This is a genomic window from Paracoccus shandongensis, from assembly GCF_017315735.1.
GTDB lineage: Bacteria > Pseudomonadota > Alphaproteobacteria > Rhodobacterales > Rhodobacteraceae > Paracoccus > Paracoccus shandongensis.
Window position 1 is genome coordinate 103,809 of sequence record NZ_JAFLRK010000005.1, and the last position, 20,118, is coordinate 123,926.

The 20,118-nt window shown below is 67.9% G+C and carries 18 protein-coding genes and 1 riboswitch; of the genes, 14 read left to right on the top strand and 4 right to left on the bottom strand.

Annotated elements, in window-relative coordinates:
• Nucleotides 1-11 precede the first annotated feature (11 nt).
• On the top strand, nt 12-671 hold the full coding sequence (locus JX613_RS05935; RefSeq protein ID WP_336512277.1) for a flagellar hook capping FlgD N-terminal domain-containing protein: 660 nt from the start codon (nt 12-14) through the stop codon (nt 669-671).
• Here the strand turns inward: JX613_RS05935 and cbbR are convergent.
• Nucleotides 668-1,588: a LysR family regulator CbbR gene (gene cbbR / locus JX613_RS05940; protein WP_207100587.1), complete on the bottom strand. Its 921-nt coding sequence runs from the start codon at nt 1,586-1,588 to the stop codon at nt 668-670. The two genes, JX613_RS05935 and cbbR, sit on opposite strands and share 4 nt — an antisense overlap.
• A 96-nt stretch (nt 1,589-1,684) precedes the next feature.
• On the opposite strand from cbbR, the gene JX613_RS05945 reads away from it, so the two are divergent.
• From JX613_RS05945 to rpe, 8 genes are all read left to right on the top strand, one after another.
• The gene (locus JX613_RS05945) at nt 1,685-2,680 is read left to right on the top strand and encodes a class 1 fructose-bisphosphatase (protein WP_207100547.1); all 996 of its coding nucleotides are present in this window, start codon (nt 1,685-1,687) and stop codon (nt 2,678-2,680) included.
• A 7-nt stretch (nt 2,681-2,687) separates the two neighbouring features.
• The gene (locus JX613_RS05950) at nt 2,688-3,560 is read left to right on the top strand and encodes a phosphoribulokinase (protein WP_207100548.1); all 873 of its coding nucleotides are present in this window, start codon (nt 2,688-2,690) and stop codon (nt 3,558-3,560) included.
• A gap of 12 nt (nt 3,561-3,572) precedes the next feature.
• Nucleotides 3,573-5,576 (top strand): transketolase, encoded by a 2,004-nt coding sequence (gene tkt / locus JX613_RS05955; RefSeq protein WP_237168385.1) that lies wholly within the window; start codon nt 3,573-3,575, stop codon nt 5,574-5,576.
• The gene (fba, locus tag JX613_RS05960; RefSeq protein WP_207100549.1) at nt 5,567-6,646 is read left to right on the top strand and encodes a class II fructose-bisphosphate aldolase; all 1,080 of its coding nucleotides are present in this window, start codon (nt 5,567-5,569) and stop codon (nt 6,644-6,646) included. The genes tkt and fba overlap by 10 nt, the downstream gene beginning before the upstream one ends.
• Before the next feature lie 23 nt (nt 6,647-6,669).
• On the top strand, nt 6,670-8,124 hold the full coding sequence (locus JX613_RS05965; protein WP_419538815.1) for a form I ribulose bisphosphate carboxylase large subunit: 1,455 nt from the start codon (nt 6,670-6,672) through the stop codon (nt 8,122-8,124).
• 110 nt (nt 8,125-8,234) lie between these two features.
• Entirely contained in the window at nt 8,235-8,651 is a 417-nt protein-coding gene (locus JX613_RS05970; protein ID WP_207100551.1) for a ribulose bisphosphate carboxylase small subunit, read from the top strand.
• Nucleotides 8,652-8,741: 90 nt separating this feature from the next.
• Complete coding sequence (gene cbbX / locus JX613_RS05975) at nt 8,742-9,674, top strand: CbbX protein (protein WP_207100552.1); 933 nt, start codon at nt 8,742-8,744, stop codon at nt 9,672-9,674.
• A 10-nt stretch (nt 9,675-9,684) separates the two neighbouring features.
• Nucleotides 9,685-10,383, top strand: coding sequence for a ribulose-phosphate 3-epimerase (rpe, locus tag JX613_RS05980; protein WP_207100553.1), 699 nt, complete (start codon nt 9,685-9,687; stop codon nt 10,381-10,383).
• Nucleotides 10,384-10,385: 2 nt separating this feature from the next.
• On the opposite strand, the gene JX613_RS05985 is transcribed toward rpe, so the two are convergent.
• Complete coding sequence (locus tag JX613_RS05985; protein WP_207100554.1) at nt 10,386-11,300, bottom strand: HNH endonuclease; 915 nt, start codon at nt 11,298-11,300, stop codon at nt 10,386-10,388.
• 121 nt (nt 11,301-11,421) lie between these two features.
• Here JX613_RS05985 and JX613_RS05990 point away from each other — a divergent pair, with 121 nt between their 5' ends.
• A complete protein-coding gene (locus JX613_RS05990) occupies nt 11,422-12,201 on the top strand; it encodes an SDR family oxidoreductase (protein WP_207100555.1) in 780 nt (259 codons plus the stop codon).
• Here the strand turns inward: JX613_RS05990 and JX613_RS20265 are convergent.
• The gene (locus JX613_RS20265; RefSeq protein WP_207100556.1) at nt 12,198-13,892 is read right to left on the bottom strand and encodes a glycosyl transferase family 90; all 1,695 of its coding nucleotides are present in this window, start codon (nt 13,890-13,892) and stop codon (nt 12,198-12,200) included. The two genes, JX613_RS05990 and JX613_RS20265, sit on opposite strands and share 4 nt — an antisense overlap.
• A gap of 136 nt (nt 13,893-14,028) precedes the next feature.
• Nucleotides 14,029-14,117: riboswitch (glycine riboswitch) on the top strand.
• Between the two features lie 146 nt (nt 14,118-14,263).
• On the opposite strand from JX613_RS20265, the gene gcvT reads away from it, so the two are divergent.
• The 4 genes from gcvT (at nt 14,264) to trxC (ending at nt 19,171) form a co-directional block, all read left to right on the top strand.
• Entirely contained in the window at nt 14,264-15,388 is a 1,125-nt protein-coding gene (gcvT, locus tag JX613_RS06000) for a glycine cleavage system aminomethyltransferase GcvT (RefSeq protein WP_207100557.1), read from the top strand.
• A gap of 10 nt (nt 15,389-15,398) precedes the next feature.
• The gene (gene gcvH, locus JX613_RS06005) at nt 15,399-15,755 is read left to right on the top strand and encodes a glycine cleavage system protein GcvH (RefSeq protein ID WP_207100589.1); all 357 of its coding nucleotides are present in this window, start codon (nt 15,399-15,401) and stop codon (nt 15,753-15,755) included.
• 80 nt (nt 15,756-15,835) lie between these two features.
• A complete protein-coding gene (gcvP, locus tag JX613_RS06010) occupies nt 15,836-18,670 on the top strand; it encodes an aminomethyl-transferring glycine dehydrogenase (RefSeq protein WP_207100590.1) in 2,835 nt (944 codons plus the stop codon).
• Between the two features lie 60 nt (nt 18,671-18,730).
• Complete coding sequence (gene trxC / locus JX613_RS06015; RefSeq protein WP_207100558.1) at nt 18,731-19,171, top strand: thioredoxin TrxC; 441 nt, start codon at nt 18,731-18,733, stop codon at nt 19,169-19,171.
• 10 nt (nt 19,172-19,181) lie between these two features.
• Here trxC and argC read toward each other — a convergent pair whose 3' ends face one another.
• Entirely contained in the window at nt 19,182-20,093 is a 912-nt protein-coding gene (gene argC, locus JX613_RS06020; RefSeq protein ID WP_207100559.1) for an N-acetyl-gamma-glutamyl-phosphate reductase, read from the bottom strand.
• Nucleotides 20,094-20,118: the final 25 nt, after the last annotated feature.

Below are 20,118 nucleotides of genomic sequence, written 5' to 3' on the forward strand. Positions count from 1 at the left end.
AGGAGAATCAGGTGATTTCCGCACTGGGCAGTTCAACCGCCGCAACGGCCGCAACCACCACGGCCACCGCCGCCAGCGCGGCGGATTCGACGAATTACGACACCTTCCTGAAGATGCTGACCACGCAGCTGCAGAACCAGGATCCGCTGAACCCGATGGAGGGGACGGACTTCGCGGTCCAGCTTGCGACCTTCTCGGGGGTGGAACAGCAGGCGCAGACGAACAAGCTGCTGGAGCTGATGATCATGCAAGAGGGCGGCAGCCTGGGGCAGGTGGCCGACTGGATCGGGAAAGAGGTGCGGACGACCGCGCCGGTCTGGTTCGGGGACGAGCCGCTGACGCTGGACATCGCGCCCCACAGCACCGCCGACAGCGTCACGCTGGTCGTGCTGAACGAATCGGGCCGCGAGGTGTCGCGCGAGGAGATCGGCACGGGCGAAGGGCAGATCGACTGGCTGGGCCGCGACAAGGCGGGCGAGAAGCTGCCCGACGGGCGCTATTCCTTCGTGATCGAAAGCAGCCGCGCGGGCGAGGTGATTTCCAAGGATGCGGTGGGCGCCTATGTCCGCGTGGCCGAGGCCGAGATCGGGCCCCGCGGGATCGAGCTGATCTTCGAGGGCGGCGGCTCGGCCCTGGCCAGCGAGATCGACGCCCTGCGCGGCGCGGATTAAAGCTGCGGCAGGAAGGCGCCGCGCATCGCCAGGGTCTCGTCGCGGATCCGGGCGGTCGCGGGGCTCATCTGGCGGTCGGCGCGGCGCAGCAGGTACCAGCTGCGCTGGATGGGCAACCCGATGCCGCGCAGCGCGATCAGGCGGCCGGATCGCAACTCCTCGGTCACGGTGTGCTGGGAAATCAGCGCGATGCCCAGGCCTGCGATCACCGCCTGCTTGATCGTCTCGTTGGTGCCCATTTCCACCGCGCGCCAGGTCGCGCCCTCGCCGATGCGGTCCAGGAAGCGGGTCATCAGGATGCGCGTGCCCGACCCTTCCTCGCGCGAAAGAAAGGTCTGGGCCAGCAGGTCGCCGGGCATCACCGGGTCGGCCTTTGCCAGCGGGTGATCGGGCGCGGCGATGATGATGTGGGGGTGCGGGCCGATGGGGTCGGCGATCACCGCCGGTTCGCGCGGCGGGCGGCCCATGATCGCCAGATCCAGGTCGTCGCCCGCCAGCGCCGCCAGCACCGCGTCGCGGTTGCCGATGCGCAGCGTCACCTCGATCTGGGGCAAAAGTCGCAAAAGCCGGGCGACCAGGCCGGGGGCGAAATACTTGCCGGTGGACACCACCCCCAGCACCACATTGCCGACATGGCCTTGCTGAAGCGCACCGATCTCGCGTCCAGCGCGGGCCAAGGCGGTGGCGATCTGCGATTCGGCCAGCAGCAGGGCGACGCCTTCGGCTGTGGGACGAAAGGCGCCATGGTCTGCCCGGACCATCAGCGCGCAGCCCGCCAGATCCTCCAGCCCCCGAAGCTGGCTGTGGATGGCGGGGACCGTCAGGCCCAGAAGGGAGGCCGCCCCCGTCAGGCTGCCGCTGTCGGCCACGGCCCGCAGGCAGCGCAACTGGCGCAGGCTGATCCCTTCCAGCTTCATGTTCACCGAAATCTAATCCTGCTTCAGGATTATTAAATTTCCTTGAAAAGCCTGCCCTGTCAACCTGCCCCCATCAGACGCCAAAGGGAGGGGCTGATGACCGCGCCCAGCATCGACGCCACGCATGTCCCGCCGCCCTTCCGGACCTTGATGCTGGCCTTGGCGCGGGGGGCGGCGACCCTGGCGGGCGTGATCCGGCGGGGCGATACCAGCCTGTCGGCGAATGTCGGCACCAACAGCGACGGCGACGGGCAGAAGCGGCTGGATGTCCAGGCCGACGCGCTGTTCCGCGACGCGCTGCGCGAGGCCGGCCTGCGCTGGTATGCCAGCGAGGAACAGGCCGCCCCCGTCGCCATGCAGCCCGGCGGCGCCTTCGCCCTGGCCATCGACCCGCTGGACGGATCGTCCAACATCGACACCAATGTCTCGATCGGCACGATCTTCGCGGTCTATCCGGCCGAAGATCAGGCCGAGACCAGCTTCCTTCGCCCCGCCCGCGACCTGATCGCCGGGGGCTACATCATCTATGGCCCGCGCTGCTGCCTGGTGGTCAGCTTTGGCGAGGGCACGCAGATCTACACGCTGAACCCCGACACCGACAGCTTCGATCTGACCGATCCGCGCGCGACCATGCCGGATTGCTTCTCCGAATTCGCCATCAACGCCTCCAATTACCGGCACTGGCCACGCCCGATCCGCGCCTATATCGACGACTGCCTGGCCGGGATCGACGGCCCGCGCGCGCGGAACTTCAACATGCGCTGGATCGCGTCCCTGGTGGCCGAGGCGCACCGGATCCTGATGCGGGGCGGCATCTTCCTGTATCCGTCCGATGCGCGGCAGGGCTATGAAAAGGGCCGGCTGCGGATGCTTTACGAATGCGCGCCCATTGCCTTTGTCATCGAACAGGCGGGCGGGCGGGCGACCGACGGCGCGCTGCCGATCCTGGACGGGGCCATCACCGACCTGCATGGCCGCACGCCGCTGGTTTTTGGCTCCGCCGAAAAGGTGGACCGCGTCGCCGCCTATCACGACCTGCCCCCGGCCGAGGTGTCCGCCCTGTTCGGCCATCGCGGCCTGTTCCGGGTCTGAGGGAACCATGAGCAAGAAGCACCCCATCATCTCGGTCACCGGCAGTTCCGGCGCGGGCACGACCACGGTCAAGACCACCTTCGACCAGATCTTCCGCCGCGAGGGCATCACCGCCGTCAGCATCGAGGGCGACGCCTTCCACCGCTTCGACCGCCAGGCCATGAAGGACGAATTGTCCCGCCGCCAGGCCGCGGGCGACCAGACCTTCAGCCATTTCAGCTTCGACGCCAATGAATTGGAAAAACTTGAGGACATCTTCCGCGTCTATGGCGAGACCGGCCGGGGCGAGACGCGCCATTACGTCCATGACGACCGCGAGGCCGAACGCTGGGGCGCCGCCCCCGGCACCTTCACGCCCTGGGCGCCCTTCGAGGAGGGATCCGACCTTCTGTTCTACGAAGGCCTGCACGGGGCGGTCGCCAACGACAGGGTGAACCTGGCCAGGCTGGCGGATCTGAAGATCGGCGTGGTGCCGGTCATCAACCTCGAATGGATCCAGAAGATCCATCGCGACAAGGCCAGCCGGGGCTATTCGACCGAGGCGGTGACCGACACGATCCTGCGCCGGATGCACGCCTATGTTCACTGCATCTGCCCGCAGTTCACCCAGACCGACATCAACTTCCAGAGGGTGCCGGTGGTCGATACCTCGAACCCCTTCATCGCGCGCTGGATCCCCACCCCCGACGAAAGCCTGGTGGTGATCCGCTTCCGCAATCCGCGCGGCATCGACTTTGCCTACCTGACCCAGATGATCGCCGGATCCTGGATGACGCGGGCCAATTCCATCGTCATCCCGGGGCCGAAGACCGACCTTGCGATGCAGCTGATCCTGACGCCGATGATCCTGCGCCTGATCGACGACGCCAAGCGCGCCTGAGGGGAACCCGCCATGAACCAGATGACCCGCATCGACCCTGCGCTGGAAACCAGGATGGCCAATGCCATCCGCGCCCTGACCATGGACGCGGTCGAGGCGGCGAAATCCGGCCATCCCGGCGCGCCGATGGGCATGGCGGATGTGGCGACGGTGCTGTTCAACCGCTTCATGCGGGTGGACCCAAGCGACCCCCGCTGGCCCGACCGCGACCGTTTTGTCCTGTCGGCGGGCCATGGCTCGATGCTGGTCTATGCCATCCATCACCTGTTGGGTTACGGTGACATGGGCATGGACCAGATCAGCGCCTTCCGGCAGATGGGATCGCGCACGGCGGGCCATCCCGAATACGGCCATGCCCAGGGGATCGAGGTCACGACCGGCCCCCTGGGCCAGGGCATCGCCACGGCTGTCGGCATGGCCCTGGCGGAACGCATGGCCCATGCCCGCTGGCCGGATCTGACCGACCACTGGACCTATGTGATCGCGGGCGACGGCTGCCTGATGGAGGGGATCAGCCACGAGGCCATCGACCTTGCGGGCCACCTGCGGCTTGGCCGCTTGATCGTGCTGTGGGACGACAACGGCATCACCATCGACGGCGGCACGGACCTGTCCACCAGCACCGACCAGCAGGCGCGGTTTGCGGCGGCAGGCTGGCATGTTCAGGCGGTGGACGGCCATGACCGCGAGGCGGTGGCGGCGGCGATTGAAGCCGCGCGGGCGGACGACCGTCCGTCCATGATCGCCTGCCGGACCATCATCGGCTTTGGCGCGCCGACCAAGCAGGGCGGGCACGATGTCCATGGCGCGCCGCTGGGGGCGGATGAAATCGCCGCCGCCCGCAGGATGCTGGACTGGCCGCATGAGCCCTTCGTGCTGCCTGACGACGTGACAACCGCATGGGCCGCCATCGCCGCGCGCGGCGGCACGGCCCGCGCGGCCTGGGCGGCACGGCTGGACTCCTCCGCCAACCGTGCCGCCTTTCTGGCCGCGCACGGGGCGCCCGACGCGCCCGCGCTGCGCAAGGCGATTGCCGAACATTGCCAAAGGCTTGCCGGGGATCGCCCGAAGGCCGCAACCCGCAAGGCCAGCGAGATGGCGCTGGAGGTGATCAATGCCGCCCTGCCCCAGACCATCGGCGGAAGCGCGGACCTGACCGGATCGAACCTGACCCGCAGCACGGGGATGGGATCCATCCGCCCCGGCGACTACGCGGGCCGCTATGTCCATTATGGCATCCGCGAACATGCGATGGCCGCCGTGATGAACGGCATCGCGCTGCATGGCGGGTTCATCCCCTATGGCGGGACGTTCCTGGCCTTTGCCGACTATTCGCGGCCCGCGATCCGGCTGGGCGCGCTGATGGGGGTGCCGGTCGTCCATGTGATGACCCATGACTCCATCGGGTTGGGAGAGGACGGCCCGACCCACCAGCCGGTCGAGCATCTGGCCTCGCTCCGCGCCATCCCGAACCTCCAGGTCTTCCGCCCCGCCGACGCCGTGGAAACCGCCGAGGCCTGGGAGATCGCGCTGACCAGCCCCGGCCCCTCGGTCCTGGCCCTGTCGCGGCAGGCCCTCCCCACCGTCAGGACCGAGGACGAGGACACCAACCGCACCCGCCGGGGCGCCTATGTGCTGCGCGCCACGCCCCTGCCCCGCGACGTGACGCTGATCGCCACGGGGTCCGAGGTGGAAATCGCCCTTGCCGCCGCCGACCTGCTGCGGGCGGACCGCATCAACGCCGCCGTGGTATCCGCCCCCTGCTTCGAGCTGTTCGCAGCCCAGGACCGCGCCTATCGGCAGGGTGTGTTGTGCGACGCCCCCCGCATCGGGATCGAGGCCGCGATCCGCCAGGGATGGGATCTGGTCCTGCGCCCCGAAGACGGCTTCGTCGGCATGACGGGCTTTGGCGCATCCGCCCCGGCCCCTGCGCTTTACCGCCATTTCGGCATCACGCCACAGGCCGTCGCGGCCCTGGCCAGGCAGCTCATCAAGGGAGAGGACGAATGGCGCTGATCACGCTGAGACAGCTTCTGGACCACGCAGCCGACCACGACTACGGCGTGCCCGCCTTCAACATCAACAACATGGAACAGGGCTTGGCGATCCTGAAGGCCGCAGCCGCCGTTGATGCCCCGGTGATCCTGCAAGCCTCGCGCGGGGCGCGGTCCTATGCGGGCGACATCATGCTGAAGCGCATGGTCGAGGCCCTGGCCGAGATGAACCCGGGCGTGCCCATCTGCCTGCATCAGGACCACGGCAACAACCTGGCGACCTGCATGTCCGCGATCCGCCACGGCTTTACCAGCGTGATGATGGACGGATCGCTGCACGAGGACATGAAGACGCCTGCGGATTACGACTACAACGTCGCCGTCACCGCCAAGGTCGCGGAAGCCGCCCACGCGGTCGGGGCAAGCGTCGAGGGCGAGCTGGGTGTCCTCGGGTCGCTGGAAACCGGAGAGGCCGCCGCCGAAGATGGCTCGGGCGCCGAGGGCAAGCTGGACCACAGCCAGCTTCTGACCGACCCGGACCAGGCCGTCGATTTCGTGCTGCGCACCCGCTGCGATGCTTTGGCGATCGCCTGCGGCACCTCGCACGGCGCCTACAAGTTCACGCGCAAGCCCGATGGCGAGATCCTGGCGATGCACGTGATCCAGGCGATCCACGACCGCCTGCCCGGCACGCATCTGGTCATGCACGGATCGTCCTCGGTCCCGCAACACTTGCAGGATCTCATCAACGCCTCGGGCGGGCAGATGCCGCAGACATACGGCGTCCCCGTGGAAGAAATCGAACGCGGCATCCGCATGGGCGTGCGCAAGGTCAATATCGACACCGACTGCCGCATGGCGATGACCGGGCATTTCCGCAAGGTCGCGCGCGACCGCCCGGACGAATTCGATCCCCGCAAGTTCATGATCCCCGCCATGGCCGAGCTGACCGCGCTTTGCCGCGACAGGTTCGAACGCTTCGGCACGGCGGGGCAGGCCCACAAGATCAAGGTCATCGCGATGGACGAGATGGCCAAACGCTATGCGTCGGGGGCGCTTGACCCGGCCATCACCGGCGCGAAAGCCGCCTGAGAGGAGGAAAGACCATGAACGAGATGTCGAACCCCAAGATGGATGCCAGGAAGCGGTATTCCGCGGGCGTGCTGAAATACGCGCAGATGGGCTATTGGGAACCCGACTACACGCCGAAGGACACCGACGTGATCGCGCTGTTCCGCATCACGCCGCAGGACGGGGTGGATGCGGTGGAAGCCGCGGCGGCGGTGGCGGGCGAAAGCAGCACCGCGACCTGGACGGTGGTCTGGACCGACCGCCTGACCGCTTGCGAGAAATACCGCGCCAAGGCTTACCGGGTCGATCCGGTGCCGAACAGCGCGGGCGAATACTTCGCCTATATCGCCTATGACCTGGACCTGTTCGAGCCGGGCTCCATCGCCAACCTGACCGCATCCATCATCGGCAACGTCTTCGGCTTCAAACCCCTGAAGGCCCTGCGGCTCGAGGACATGCGCCTGCCCGTGGCCTATGTGAAGACCTTCCAGGGCCCGGCGACCGGCATCGTCGTCGAACGCGAGCGGCTGAACGTCTATGGCCGCCCGCTTCTGGGCGCGACCGTGAAGCCCAAGCTGGGCCTGTCGGGGCGCAACTATGGCCGCGTCGTCTATGAGGCGCTGAAGGGTGGCCTCGACTTCACCAAGGATGACGAGAACATCAACAGCCAGCCCTTCATGCATTGGCGGGACAGGTTCCTCTATTGCATGGAGGCGGTGAACCGCGCCTCGGCGGCGACCGGAGAGGTCAAGGGCACCTATCTGAACGTCACCGCCGGCACGATGGAGCAGATGTACGAACGCGCCTGTTTCGCCAAGGACCTGGGCAGCGTCATCGTCATGATCGACCTGGTGATCGGCTATACGGCGATCCAGTCGATGGCGAAATGGGCGCGGGACAACGACATGATCCTGCACCTGCACCGCGCCGGGCACAGCACCTATACCCGCCAGCGCAGCCACGGCGTCAGCTTCCGCGTGATCGCGAAATGGATGCGGCTTGCGGGGGTGGATCACCTGCACGCGGGCACCGTCGTCGGCAAGCTGGAAGGCGATCCGGCCACGACCAAGGGCTATTACGACATCTTCCGCGAGGAGCGGAACCCGATGGCGCTGGAGAACGGCATCTTCTTCGACCAGGACTGGGCGTCCTTGAACAAGATGATGCCCGTCGCCTCGGGCGGGATCCATGCGGGCCAGATGCACCAGTTGCTGACCTATCTGGGCGAGGATGTGGTGCTGCAATTCGGCGGCGGCACCATCGGCCACCCCCACGGCATCCAGGCGGGCGCGACCGCCAACCGCGTGGCGCTGGAGGCGATGGTCTTCGCCCGCAACGCCGGCCGCGACATCTGGAACAAGGGCGAGGACATCCTGCGCGATGCGGCCAAGACCTGCACGCCACTGAAGCAGGCGCTGGATGTGTGGAAGGACGTGTCCTTCAACTATGCCTCGACCGACGCGCCCGATTTCGCGCCGACGCCCGAAGTGTCGATGTGACCGGCAACGGTGCGTGCAAGCACGCACCCTACGCCATCGCCCGGATCCTGACGCCCGTAGGGTGTGTGCTCTGCACGCACCTGCTCCACGAACCACAAAGGAACCACCCCATGAGACTGCGCCAAGGACAGTTCAGCTTTCTTCCCGATCTTTCGGATGACGACATTCGCGTGCAGGCCCAATACGCCATCGACCATGGCTGGGCCGTGTCCGTGGAATATTCCGATGACCCGCATCCCCGAAACACCTATTGGGAAATGTGGGGGCATCCGATGTTCGACAACCCGGATGCCGCCGCCGTGGTCTTCGAGGTCAACGAATGCCGCAAGGAACATGGCGGCAAGTATATCCGCGTCATCGCCTTCGATTCGACCCCCGGATGGGAATCCATCCGCATGAGCTTCATCGTGAACCGCCCCGCCACGGAACCCGGCTTCCGCCTGGTCCGGCAGGAGGCCGCAGGCCGCGTAGTCCGCTATACGATCGAAAGCTATGCCACCCGCGAACCCGAAGGGCTGCGCTACTGACCCCAGGCCGGGGGCGCTTCGCCCCCCGGACCCCCAGAGGATATTTAGGCCAAAGTGAAAGAGGCCGCTTGGATCCAGCAAGGTGCCCCCATGAACGAACCCCGCCCCACCCATGTCGATCTGGCCCGGTCCTTCGAGGACAGCGGCGTGCGCGACGTGCTGCGCGAACTGGACGAAACCCTGGTCGGGCTGGAGCCGGTGAAGTCCCGCATCCGCGAGACCGCCGCCCTGCTGCTGGTGGACAAGGCCCGCCGCCAGATTGGGCTGGCGACCGAGACGCCGACGCTGCACATGTCCTTCACCGGCAATCCCGGCACCGGAAAGACCACCGTGGCGCTGAAGATGGCCGACCTGCTGCACCGCCTGGGCTATGTCCGCAAGGGCCACCTGGTGACGGTCACGCGCGACGACCTGGTCGGCCAGTATATCGGCCACACCGCCCCCAAGACCAAGGAGGTGCTGAAGAAGGCCATGGGCGGCGTGCTGTTCATCGACGAGGCCTATTACCTGTATCGCCCGGAAAACGAACGCGACTATGGCCAGGAAGCCATCGAGATCCTGCTGCAGGTCATGGAAAACAACCGCGACGACCTGGTGGTGATCCTGGCGGGATACGCCGACCGGATGGACCGCTTCTTCGCCTCGAACCCCGGCTTCCGGTCGCGCATCGCCCATCACGTCGAGTTTCCCGACTATTCGGACGGGGAACTGCTGCACATTGCCGAACGGATGCTGGCCGCGCAGAACTATCGCCTCGACGAGGGCGCGCGGGCCGCAATGGGGGAATACATCGCCGCGCGGCGGGGGCAGCCGCATTTCGCCAATGCCCGGTCGGTCAGGAATGCGCTGGACCGCGCGCGGCTGCGCCAGGCGAACCGGCTGTTCAACGAGGCGAAGGGCCCGCTGGACGCCGACACGCTGTCCACCATCACCGAACCCGACCTGCGCGCCAGCCGCGTCTTCGGGGGCGGGCTTGACGTGGACCGCAGGACAAGGCAGGCGATCAGCCAAGCCGCCGAATAGGGAGTCCGCCATGACCTTCGACCGCAGCATCAAGATCGCCCCCTCCATCCTGTCCGCCGACTTCGCCGATTTCGGGCGAGAGATCCGCGCGATTGAGGACCAAGGCGCCGACTGGGTCCATGTCGATGTGATGGACGGGCATTTCGTGCCGAACCTGACCTTCGGTCCCCCCGCCGTGAAGGCCTTCCGCCCGCATGTGCGGACCTTCATGGACGTCCACCTGATGATCGCCCCGGTGGACCCCTATATCGAGGCCTATGCCGAGGCTGGCGCCGACATGATCACCGCCCATGTCGAGGCGGGCCCCCATCCCCACCGCACCCTTCAGGCGATCCGCGCGACGGGCAAGAAGGCGGGCATCGCGCTGAACCCCGGCACCCCGGTCGAGGCGGTGGAATACCTGCTGGATCTGGCCGACATGGTGCTGGTGATGACGGTGAACCCCGGCTTCGGCGGGCAGAAGTTCATCCATTCGCAGGTGGACAAGATCGCCCGGCTGCGCGGCATGATCGGCGACCGGCCGATCCATATCCAGGTGGACGGCGGCGTGGACCCCAAGACCGCGCCTCTGGTCGCGAAGGCCGGCGCCGATGTGCTGGTCGCGGGATCGGCGGTCTTCAAGGGCGGCTCGGTCGGCCAGCCGCAGGTTTACGGGCAGAACATCCGGGCGATCCGTGATGCGGCGCGGGGGCTGGCGCTGCCTGCCTGAGGCTACCAGGCCGGATCGTCGGGCGTGATCTGGCCGAAGACGTTTTCCCGATGCCAGCGCAGGTTTTCGGGGTGAGGCGCATCCCTGGGGTCGCGGGGCGGGATCAGCTTGCCTCCTGGCAAAAGCAGCCGGTCCACGACATCGGACGGAACCTTGTTGCGCGACACAAGGATGGAATTGTCGTCGGCAACCGAGATCAGTCCCCGGTCGAACATCCAGTGCAGCGTTCCCGACAGGGCAAGCCCGTTCCGCACGGAATCGCTGCCCTGATGCTCGACAGGACGGATATGGGCCGCCTGAACCTCGGGGCGGCCGCCGCCATTGCGCAGCCGCAGCCCGGACATGGCGCAGCGATAATCATAGGCTTCACGCACCTTGCGCCGGAAGGCCACGTCCCGATAGGACCTGCGCAACAGACGCTCGACGACCGGACGCTCGAAGGCCTGGGCACCTTCGGCCATGTCGAAAGGCTGCGGGTCATAGCGGGTGGCCTCGATGTTCTCGAGCTGCTGCGGCAGGCCAAGGTTCACGATCCGGGCAAAATCGGCCTCGGTGATGCGGCGCACGGCTGACTGGGCAAGGCCACCTGACAGGGGCGATCCGTCAAGGGCGGTCAGCGCCGTTTCCATCGGTCTGCCATCGATCAGTCGCGGCACATGGCGGTCCAGTTCCAGAAAGCTGCCGGGACGGATGCGCGCAAGATACCGCCCCGGCACGGCCGGATTGGGATCGATCCGGTCGATCACGGCAAGCGCGAAATAGCCGCGCGGACCGGCCTTCACGGGTTCATAATAGACGATCCAGTCGCCCACTGCCTCGTTCATGGCCTTGAGATACTGGCGTGGGAAGTCGTAAACCTTGTCTGGCTGATCGTCATAGATCGAGTCCGCCTTGTGCATCAGGACAAGCTTCACCATCGTGCTGGCGCCCTGGCCCGGCCCCGGACCGGATCGGCGGTGCGTTTCGGCATGAACTGGGCCCTTTGGTTTGACATTCCCCCGCGCAGGCGCATCCTGCGGCCAGCAACAGGAGATGGCAATGGATCTGGGCATCAGGGGAAAGCGCGGGCTGGTCTGCGCGGCATCAAAAGGTCTGGGGCGCGGCTGCGCCGAGGCCTTGGCCGAGGCGGGCGTGGATCTGGTCATCAACAGCCGCACCGAAGCCGAGATCACCCGCACGGCTGAGGAAATCGCCGCGAAATACGGCACCAGCGTCACCCCCGTCGCCGCCGACATCACCACCGACGAAGGCCGCGCCAGGGTTCTGGCGGCGGTGGGACAGGCCGACATCCTGGTCACGAACGCGGGCGGGCCGCCGCCGGGCGACTGGCGCGACTGGAACCGCGACGACTTCATCCGCGCCATCGACGCCAACATGCTGTCGGCCGTGGCGCTGATGCAGGCCCTGGTTCCCCCCATGATGGATCGCGGTTGGGGCCGGGTGGTCAACATCACCTCGCAATCGGTGCGGTCCCCGATCGCGGTGCTGGGGCTGTCGAACACGGCGCGGGCGGGGCTGACCGGCTTTGTCGCGGGCATGGCGCGGCAGGTGGCGGGGCATGGGGTCTGCGTGAACAACATCCTGCCCGGCATCCACGCGACCGACCGCGCCGTCAGCCTGGACAAGGGCGTGGCCGACAAGCAGGGCATCAGCCTGGAGGAGGCGCGCCGCCAGCGACAGGCGGGCATCCCAACCGGCACCTATGGCGATCCGGGCGATTTCGGCGCGACCTGCGCCTTTTTGTGCAGCCAGCAGGCGCGCTTCATCGTCGGCCAGAACATCCTGCTGGATGGCGGCGCGCTGAACGTCACGATCTAGGGCTGTCCCGTGGCGGCGCGGTAATCGCGCAGGATGGCGGAAAGCTGGTCGCGCCGCGCCTCGGGGTCGGCCAGCAGGGCGCAAAGGGCGCGGGCCCGGGCCGAGATCTGCCGGCAGCCATCCGGGTTGGCGCGGGCCCAGGCCAGCCTGTCGGGCAGGTCGCCCGCGCCGGGGCGCAGGGGGATGTAATGCTGCCAGGGCTGGAAGATGGCGCGGGCGAAGGTTTCCCAGCCGTCTTCTTCCAGCAGCACGACGGACTGGCTGTTGGCCAGCGGCAGGAAATCCTCGGCCCCCGAGGTCGCGCCGAGGCAGATCAGATAGCGGTGCGACAGCAGGAAATCGTCGCCCTTGCGGGATCCGATCAGGTGCGACAGGCCCGCGCGCTCCAGCGCCCGCTGCCCGCGCGTGTCGGGGGTCAGGCCTGCGTCGATGTCGGGGGAACCCCGGTGTTCCAGGACCAGGGCGACGCGGGTGGCGGCGCGCAGGTCGGCGGCGGCCTCGGGGTTGCCCCCCAGCAGATCGCCCACAGCCTGGTGCAGGGGGCGGCGGGGCTGGCCGTCGGGCGACAGGACATGGCCCGACAGATCGCCGCGAAAGACCGCCCGGTCCCGCTTCTGGCCAAAGGGCGGGTCGATCCGGTCGGGGCGGCCCAGATAACCGTCATTGCCCAGCCGGTGGATCCAGGGCATTGGCCACAAAAAGGCATTGGCCGCCCCATTCCTGCGGCAAGCGGCCAGGACCGGCCCGCCCCCGCCGCCCGCATGGCCGGGCTGCATGTCGATGCGATAGGTGCCGTGGTCCGCCGCCTGGGCGATGTCATTGGCCGTGGTGGCGATGCGCAGCAGATGCGCCATCCCCGGCCTGGCATAGAAAAGCCCGCCTGGGCCCCGGCGCAGGGGCAGGATTTCGCCCCGGCTGTCGCGGACCTCGTTCCTGTCCAGATCGACCACGGCCTGATGGTTCGACCCGGGGGGATGATCCGCCGGGGCGATGGCGGCCGGACGCGCGGTGGCGGCGATGGCGGCGCTGATCCGGTCGCGCTCGGCGCGGGCGATTCCCGCCCCTGCCGGGGGGGCCTCCAGCATCCGCGACAGGGGGGCCAGATAGCCCTCGCGCCGCGATTTCACCCCCGCGCCCGGGCGGGGCGGGCAGTCCTTCAGGTCGAACCAGGGCGCCAGGGCATCGCGATAGTCGCCGGGGGCGGCATGGTCGATGTCGATTTCCACGAACTCGGCCCGGCCTGCGAAATAGGCGCGGCAATCGGCCAGATGCGCGTCCCATTCGGCGGCCCACAGGTCGGCCAGGTCGCCGACCGCCACCCCCCGGATCTGGGCGGTTGCCCGGGCATAGCTGCCGCCCCGGTGCATGTAGCGGCTGACCACCCAATCCTCGACCCGGCGGGTGTTCAGCAGGAAGACGGAACCCGGATAGCTTGCGTCAAGAAAGCGGAACTCCTTGAAGGCCTCGATGACCGGCATGTTCAGGTAGCGCACCGATTCCATGTCGGTGAAGGCCACCGTGTCGGCCCAGGGCTGCAGGGGCTTGATCCCCGCCAGTTTGGACCAGGCGATATCCTCGGCCAGGGCGCCCTCGGCCCAGTGGACGGTCGGATAGCCGTTCATCCCGAACAGCCTGGCGATGAAGGTCGTGCCGCATTTGTTGAAGCCGATCTGAAAGAATTTCCGCGCCACGCCGCCCCCTGTTCCGATGCATCCCGCTGATGCCGCGCGACCCTTGCTGCGGGTGCGGGCCGCTGTCAATCGCGCCGGGGTTGCGAGCTGCGACAAAAGGCTTGCCTTGGGCCTGCCGCCCGGCTAGCTCTGACGGGATCGGAACTCGGGAGAAGCTGGCCCGCGCCAGTGCCGAAGGAGCAGCCGCCCCGGCGAACTCTCAGGCAGAAGGACCGTTTTCCGCCAGAAACTCTGGAGAGTGGCGCGACGCGCCCGCCGAAGGGATAACGATCTCAGGCGCCCCGTCCGGGGCAGGGACAGAGGGGGCATCGTTCCGGGCATCCGCCCGCCAACCGATGCCGGCTGCCCGGCTGTTTGAGAAGGAAGGTCGCATGACCGACGATCCGCGCCGGACCCCGCTTCATGACCTGCATCTGTCGCTGAGCGCGCGCATGGTGCCCTTCGCCGGGTGGGAGATGCCGGTGCAATATCCGACGGGCGTGATGGCCGAGCATCTGCACACGCGCGCGCAGGCGGGGCTGTTCGACGTGAGCCATATGGGCCAGGTCGTGATCACGCCGCAGGACGGCGACATGGCGGCGGCCGCGCTGGCGCTGGAAAGGCTGATCCCCGCCGATGTGCTGGGCCTGGCCCCGGGACGGCAGCGGTATGGGCTGTTCACGAATGACGCGGGCGGGATCCTTGACGACCTGATGTTCGCCAACCGGGGCGATCATGTCTTGCTGGTGGTGAACGCGGCCTGTGCCGAACAGGACATCGCGCATCTGCAAACCCTTGGCGGGGTGACGGTGACGCCTGTCACGGATCGCGGGCTGCTGGCGCTGCAAGGCCCGCTTGCCGCTGCCGTGCTGGCCCGGCTGGTGCCCGCCGTGGCCGCCATGCGCTTCATGGACAGCCGGATTCTTGACTGGGACGGGGTCGAGCTGTGGGTGTCCCGGTCGGGCTATACGGGCGAGGACGGGTTCGAGATCTCGGTCCCCGAAGCCCGGTTGCGTGATTTTGCCCAGGCCCTGCTGGACCAGCCCGAGGTCGCGCCCATCGGCCTTGGCGCGCGCGACAGCCTGCGGCTGGAGGCAGGAATGCCGCTTTACGGGCATGACATGGATGCGGACGTGACCCCGGCGCAGGCGGCGCTTGGCTGGTCGATCCCCAAGGCGCGGCGCGCGGGCGGTGCGCGGGCGGGCGGCTTTCCGGGGGCCGATGCGGTGCTGGCCGAACTGGCGGCAGGCCCGGCGATGGTGCGGCGCGGGCTGCGCCCCGAAGGCCGCGCCCCGATCCGCGAGGGCGTGGCGATCTTTGCCGGACCCGAGGGCGGCAGTCCCATTGGCCATGTTTCCTCCGGCGGCTTCGGCCCGTCGGTCGGCGGTCCCATCGCCATGGCGCGCCTGCCCGCCGATCTGCCGGATGGCGCGACGGTTCACGCAGAACTGCGCGGCAAGCGCATCCCCGTCGCCATCGCGCCCCTGCCCTTCGTCACCCCGTCCTACAAACGCTGAGGATCCCATGCTGAAATACACCGAAGACCACGAATGGCTGCGTGCCGAGGGCGACGAGATCGTCGTCGGCATCACCCCCCACGCCAGCGAGCAGCTGGGCGATGTCGTCTTCATCGAACTGCCCGAGGAAGGCCGCGAGGTCGCGGCCGGGGACGAGGTCGTGGTGATCGAATCCGTGAAGGCGGCATCCGACATCGCGGCCCCCGTGGCGGGCGTGATCACGGCGGTGAATACGGCCCTGGCCGATGCGCCGGGCCAGGTGAACGACGACGCGCTGACGGCCTGGTTCTTCCGCATCAAGCCCACGGATGCGAGCGCCATGGACGGCTTCATGGACGAGGATGCCTATCAGGCGCTGATCGGCTGATGTCGCCCGGGGGCTGTCTGCCCCCGGACCCCGAGGATATTTGGACCAAGGTGAAGATGCATCTTGGAGAGATGGCGACGATGACCCGCTGGACACCCACCGACTACAACCCCGACGATTTCGCGAACCGCCGCCATATCGGGCCCTCGCCCGCCGAGATGGCCGAGATGCTGAAGGCCGTCGGCGCCGACAGCCTGGACGCGCTGATCGACCAGACCGTGCCCGCCGCGATCCGGCAGGACGCGGCGCTGGACTGGCCCGCTCTGTCCGAGGCAGCACTTCTGGACCGGATGCGGCAGGTCGCGGCGAAGAACACGGTGATGACCAGCCTGATCGGCCAAGGCTATTACGGCACCGTCACGCCGCCCGCGATCCAGCGCAACATCCTGGAAAACCCGGCCTGGTACACGGCCTATACCCCCTATCAGCCGGAAATCGCGCAAGGGCGGCTGGAGGCGCTGCTGAATTTCCAGACCATGGTGGCCGACCTGACGGGGCTGCCGGTGGCGAACGCCAGCCTGCTGGACGAGGCGACGGCGGCGGCCGAGGCGATGGCCATGGCCCGGCGGCAGTCGAAGTCCAGGGCGGATGCCTTCTTCGTGGCCCATGACCTGCATCCGCAGACCATCGCCGTGATCGAGACGCGGGCCGCGCCGCTGGGCATCCGCATCGTCAAGGCATCCATCGACGATCTGCAGGCCGATCAGGTCTTTGGCGCGATCTTCCAGTATCCGGGCACCTATGGCCACATCCGCGACCTGACGCCCGAGATTTCGGCCCTGCACGCGGCGGGTGCGCTGGCCGTGGTGGCGACCGACCTGCTGGCGCTGTGCCTGCTGAAGGCGCCGGGCGAGATGGGCGCCGACATCGCCGTGGGATCCGCGCAACGCTTTGGGGTGCCGATGGGTTATGGCGGGCCGCACGCGGCCTTCATGTCCTGCCGAGACGATCTGAAGCGCGCCATGCCGGGCCGGATCGTCGGCGTTTCCATCGACGCCAAGGGCAACAAGGCCTATCGCCTGTCGCTGCAAACCCGCGAGCAGCATATCCGGCGCGAGAAGGCCACGTCGAACGTCTGCACCGCGCAGGCGCTGCTGGCGGTGATGGCGTCCTTCTATGCGGTCTTCCACGGCCCCGTCGGCCTGCGCGCCATCGCGCAGCGGGTGCATCTGCACGCGGTCACGGTGGCCGATGCCCTGCGCACGGCGGGGGCCGATGTTGCGCCGGAGGCCTTCTTCGACACGATCACTGTCAAGGTGGGCGTGGGCCAGGCGGGGATCCTCGCCGCCGCGCGCCATCGCGGCATCAACCTGCGCAAGGTCGGCCGCGACCGCGTGGGCATCAGCGTGGATGAAACCACCGACGCGGGCGTGATCACGCGGCTGCTGGACGCCTTCGGCATCTCTGACACCGCCGCGCCCGCGACGGCACCGGCCATCCCCGACGCCCTGCTGCGCGAGTCGGATTACCTGACCCATCCGGTCTTCCACATGAACCGCGCGGAATCCGAGATGATGCGCTATATGCGCCGCTTGTCGGACCGCGACCTGGCGCTGGACCGGGCAATGATCCCGCTGGGTTCCTGCACCATGAAGCTGAACGCCGCGGCCGAGATGATGCCGATCACCTGGCCGGAATTCGGGGCGCTGCACCCCTTTGCCCCCGCCGATCAGGCGGCAGGCTATGCCGAGGCTATCGCGGATCTGACGGAAAAGCTGTGCCGGATCACCGGATATGACGCCTTTTCCATGCAGCCCAACAGCGGCGCGCAGGGGGAATATGCGGGGCTGCTGACCATCGCCGCCTATCACCGCGCGCGTGGCGAGGATCGGGATGTCTGCCTGATCCCCGTCAGCGCCCATGGCACCAACCCGGCCAGCGCGCAGATGTGCGGGATGAAGGTCGTGGTGGTGAAATCGGCCCCCAACGGCGACATCGACCTTGAGGATTTCGCGGACAAGGCGGCCAAGGCGGGCGACCGGCTGGCGGCGGTGATGATCACCTATCCCAGCACGCATGGCGTCTTCGAGGACACGGTGCGCGAGGTTTGCGACATCACCCACCGGCATGGCGGCCAGGTCTATATCGACGGGGCCAACATGAACGCGCTGGTCGGGCTGGTGAAGCCCGGAGAGATCGGCGGCGACGTGAGCCACCTGAACCTGCACAAGACCTTCGCCATTCCCCATGGCGGCGGCGGCCCGGGCATGGGGCCGATCGGGGTGAAATCGCATCTGGCGCCCTTCCTGCCGGGCGATCCGCAGACGGGTGAGGGCGCGGTCAGCGCGGCGCCCTATGGGTCGGCGTCGATCCTGCTGATCTCATGGGCCTATTGCCTGATGATGGGGGGCGCGGGGCTGACGCAGGCCACGCGGGTGGCGATCCTGAACGCAAACTATATCGCGTCGCGTCTGGCCGGGGCCTATCCGATCCTGTTCATGGGCAACCGGGGGCGGGTCGCGCATGAATGCATCATCGACACGCGGCCCTTCGCCGAACACGGCGTCACCGTGGACGACATCGCCAAGCGCCTGATCGACAATGGCTTCCATGCGCCGACGATGAGCTGGCCGGTCGCGGGCACGCTGATGGTCGAGCCGACCGAGTCGGAAACCAAGGCCGAGATCGACCGCTTCATCACCGCCCTGCTGGCGATCCGGGACGAGATCACGGACGTGGCCGAAGGCCGCATCGCCGCCGATCAAAGCCCCCTGCGCCACGCCCCCCACACGGTCGAGGATCTGGTGGCCGACTGGGACCGCGCCTATTCGCGCGAACAGGGCTGCTTCCCGGCGGGCGCCTTCCGGGTGGACAAGTACTGGCCGCCGGTGGGCCGGGTGGACAACGCCTATGGCGACCGCAACCTGGTCTGCACCTGCCCGCCGCTGGAAAGTTACGCTGAGGCAGCGGAATAGGCACGGTGGCTTGAACGGCATCGTCGCGGCCTCATATCCTTGTGGACACAGGAGGCCGCGATGTCGTCCAGAAAGATCGTCTGTCTGTCCTGCGCGCAGACCAACCGCGTTCCCGCCGAGCGGCTGGACGCACAGCCCAGATGCGGCACCTGCGGCGCGCCGCTGATGCCCGGAAAGCCCGTGGCCGTCGATCCGGCGACGCTGGAAAAGGCCGCCCGCACCGATCAGGTGCCGCTTCTGGTGGATTTCTGGGCGCCCTGGTGCGGTCCCTGCCGGATGACGGCGCCGGAATTCGACAAGGCGGCCGCCGCGCTGAAGGGCCGCACCCGGCTGGCCAAGATCGACACGCAAAGCCATCCCGAAGCGTCAAGCCGCTGGAACATCCGCGGCATCCCGGCCTTCATCCTGTTCCGCGACGGCCGGGAAATCACCCGGCAGGCGGGCGCCCGTCCCGCCGCCGACCTGGTTCGCCTGGCCGAAGGGGCCGTTTCCGCCGGCTAGGGTCAGGGGATCACAGCCCCGCGCTTTCCTGGGCCCCCAGCATGATGTTGAGGTTCTGGACCGCAGCACCCGAGGCCCCCTTGCCCAGGTTGTCCAGCACCGCCACGACCGTCGCGCAGCCGTTCTGCGCGTCGCCCTGCACGGTGATGCGCAGGCGGTTGGTGCCATTCAGATCCGTCGGCACGATGCGCGCGCCGCTGCCCGCCGCCACCTCGATGAACCGCTGCCCGGCGTAATGATCGGCCAGGGCAGCGGTCAGGCTGTCCAGCGTCCGCCGGTTGTCCAGGAACAGCGGCACCTGCACAGCCATCCCTTGGGCAAAGTTACCGACCGAGGGCGCGAAGATCGGCTGCCGGGACAGGCCGGCATGGGCCATGATTTCCGGGATGTGCTTGTGGCGCTGGTTCAGGCCATAGACGAAATGGGCGGGGGCCGCGCCTTCCTCGTATTCCGCGATCAGGGCCTTGCCGCCGCCGGTATAGCCGCTGACCGCGTTGATCGTCAGCGCCTCGTCCGGCGCGATCAGCCCCGCCGCGACCAGGGGCGCCAGGATCGCGATGGCGCCGGTGGAATAGCAGCCGGGGTTGCTGACCAGCCGGGCGCCTGCGACCCGGTCCCGCGCGCCCGCGTTCAGTTCCGGGAACCCGAAGGCCCAGGCCGGATCCACCCGATGCGCGGTGGATGCGTCGATGATCCGCGTGTCCCCGTCGGCGGCCAGGGCCGCCGCCTCGCGCGCGGCATCGTCGGGCAGGCACAGGATCGCCACGTCGGCCTGTTGGAACGCCTCGCGCCGGGCGCTGGCATCCTTGCGGCGGTCGGGGTCGATCTGGATCAGGCGGATGTCATCGCGCGGTGCCAGCCGCTCGCGGATTTGCAGGCCCGTCGTGCCTGCCTCGCCGTCGATGAAAACGCTGTATGCCATGATCCGACCCCCGATGATGTCGGGG

Excerpts from the sequence above, each read along its gene's own strand:
- cbbX (WP_207100552.1), top strand. The coding sequence starts at position 8,742 with ATGAACGAACCCCGCCCCACCCATGTCGATCTGGCCCGGTCCTTCGAG.
- trxC (WP_207100558.1), top strand. The coding sequence starts at position 18,731 with ATGTCGTCCAGAAAGATCGTCTGTCTGTCCTGCGCGCAGACCAACCGC.
- fba (WP_207100549.1), top strand. The coding sequence starts at position 5,567 with ATGGCGCTGATCACGCTGAGACAGCTTCTGGACCACGCAGCCGACCAC.
- gcvT (WP_207100557.1), top strand. The coding sequence starts at position 14,264 with ATGACCGACGATCCGCGCCGGACCCCGCTTCATGACCTGCATCTGTCG.
- gcvP (WP_207100590.1), top strand. The coding sequence starts at position 15,836 with ATGACCCGCTGGACACCCACCGACTACAACCCCGACGATTTCGCGAAC.
- tkt (WP_237168385.1), top strand. The coding sequence starts at position 3,573 with ATGAACCAGATGACCCGCATCGACCCTGCGCTGGAAACCAGGATGGCC.
- JX613_RS05985 (WP_207100554.1), bottom strand. The coding sequence starts at position 11,300 with ATGGTGAAGCTTGTCCTGATGCACAAGGCGGACTCGATCTATGACGAT.
- JX613_RS05945 (WP_207100547.1), top strand. The coding sequence starts at position 1,685 with ATGACCGCGCCCAGCATCGACGCCACGCATGTCCCGCCGCCCTTCCGG.
- JX613_RS05990 (WP_207100555.1), top strand. The coding sequence starts at position 11,422 with ATGGATCTGGGCATCAGGGGAAAGCGCGGGCTGGTCTGCGCGGCATCA.
- JX613_RS05970 (WP_207100551.1), top strand. The coding sequence starts at position 8,235 with ATGAGACTGCGCCAAGGACAGTTCAGCTTTCTTCCCGATCTTTCGGAT.
- JX613_RS05965 (WP_419538815.1), top strand. The coding sequence starts at position 6,670 with ATGTCGAACCCCAAGATGGATGCCAGGAAGCGGTATTCCGCGGGCGTG.
- JX613_RS05950 (WP_207100548.1), top strand. The coding sequence starts at position 2,688 with ATGAGCAAGAAGCACCCCATCATCTCGGTCACCGGCAGTTCCGGCGCG.
- cbbR (WP_207100587.1), bottom strand. The coding sequence starts at position 1,588 with ATGAAGCTGGAAGGGATCAGCCTGCGCCAGTTGCGCTGCCTGCGGGCC.
- rpe (WP_207100553.1), top strand. The coding sequence starts at position 9,685 with ATGACCTTCGACCGCAGCATCAAGATCGCCCCCTCCATCCTGTCCGCC.
- argC (WP_207100559.1), bottom strand. The coding sequence starts at position 20,093 with ATGGCATACAGCGTTTTCATCGACGGCGAGGCAGGCACGACGGGCCTG.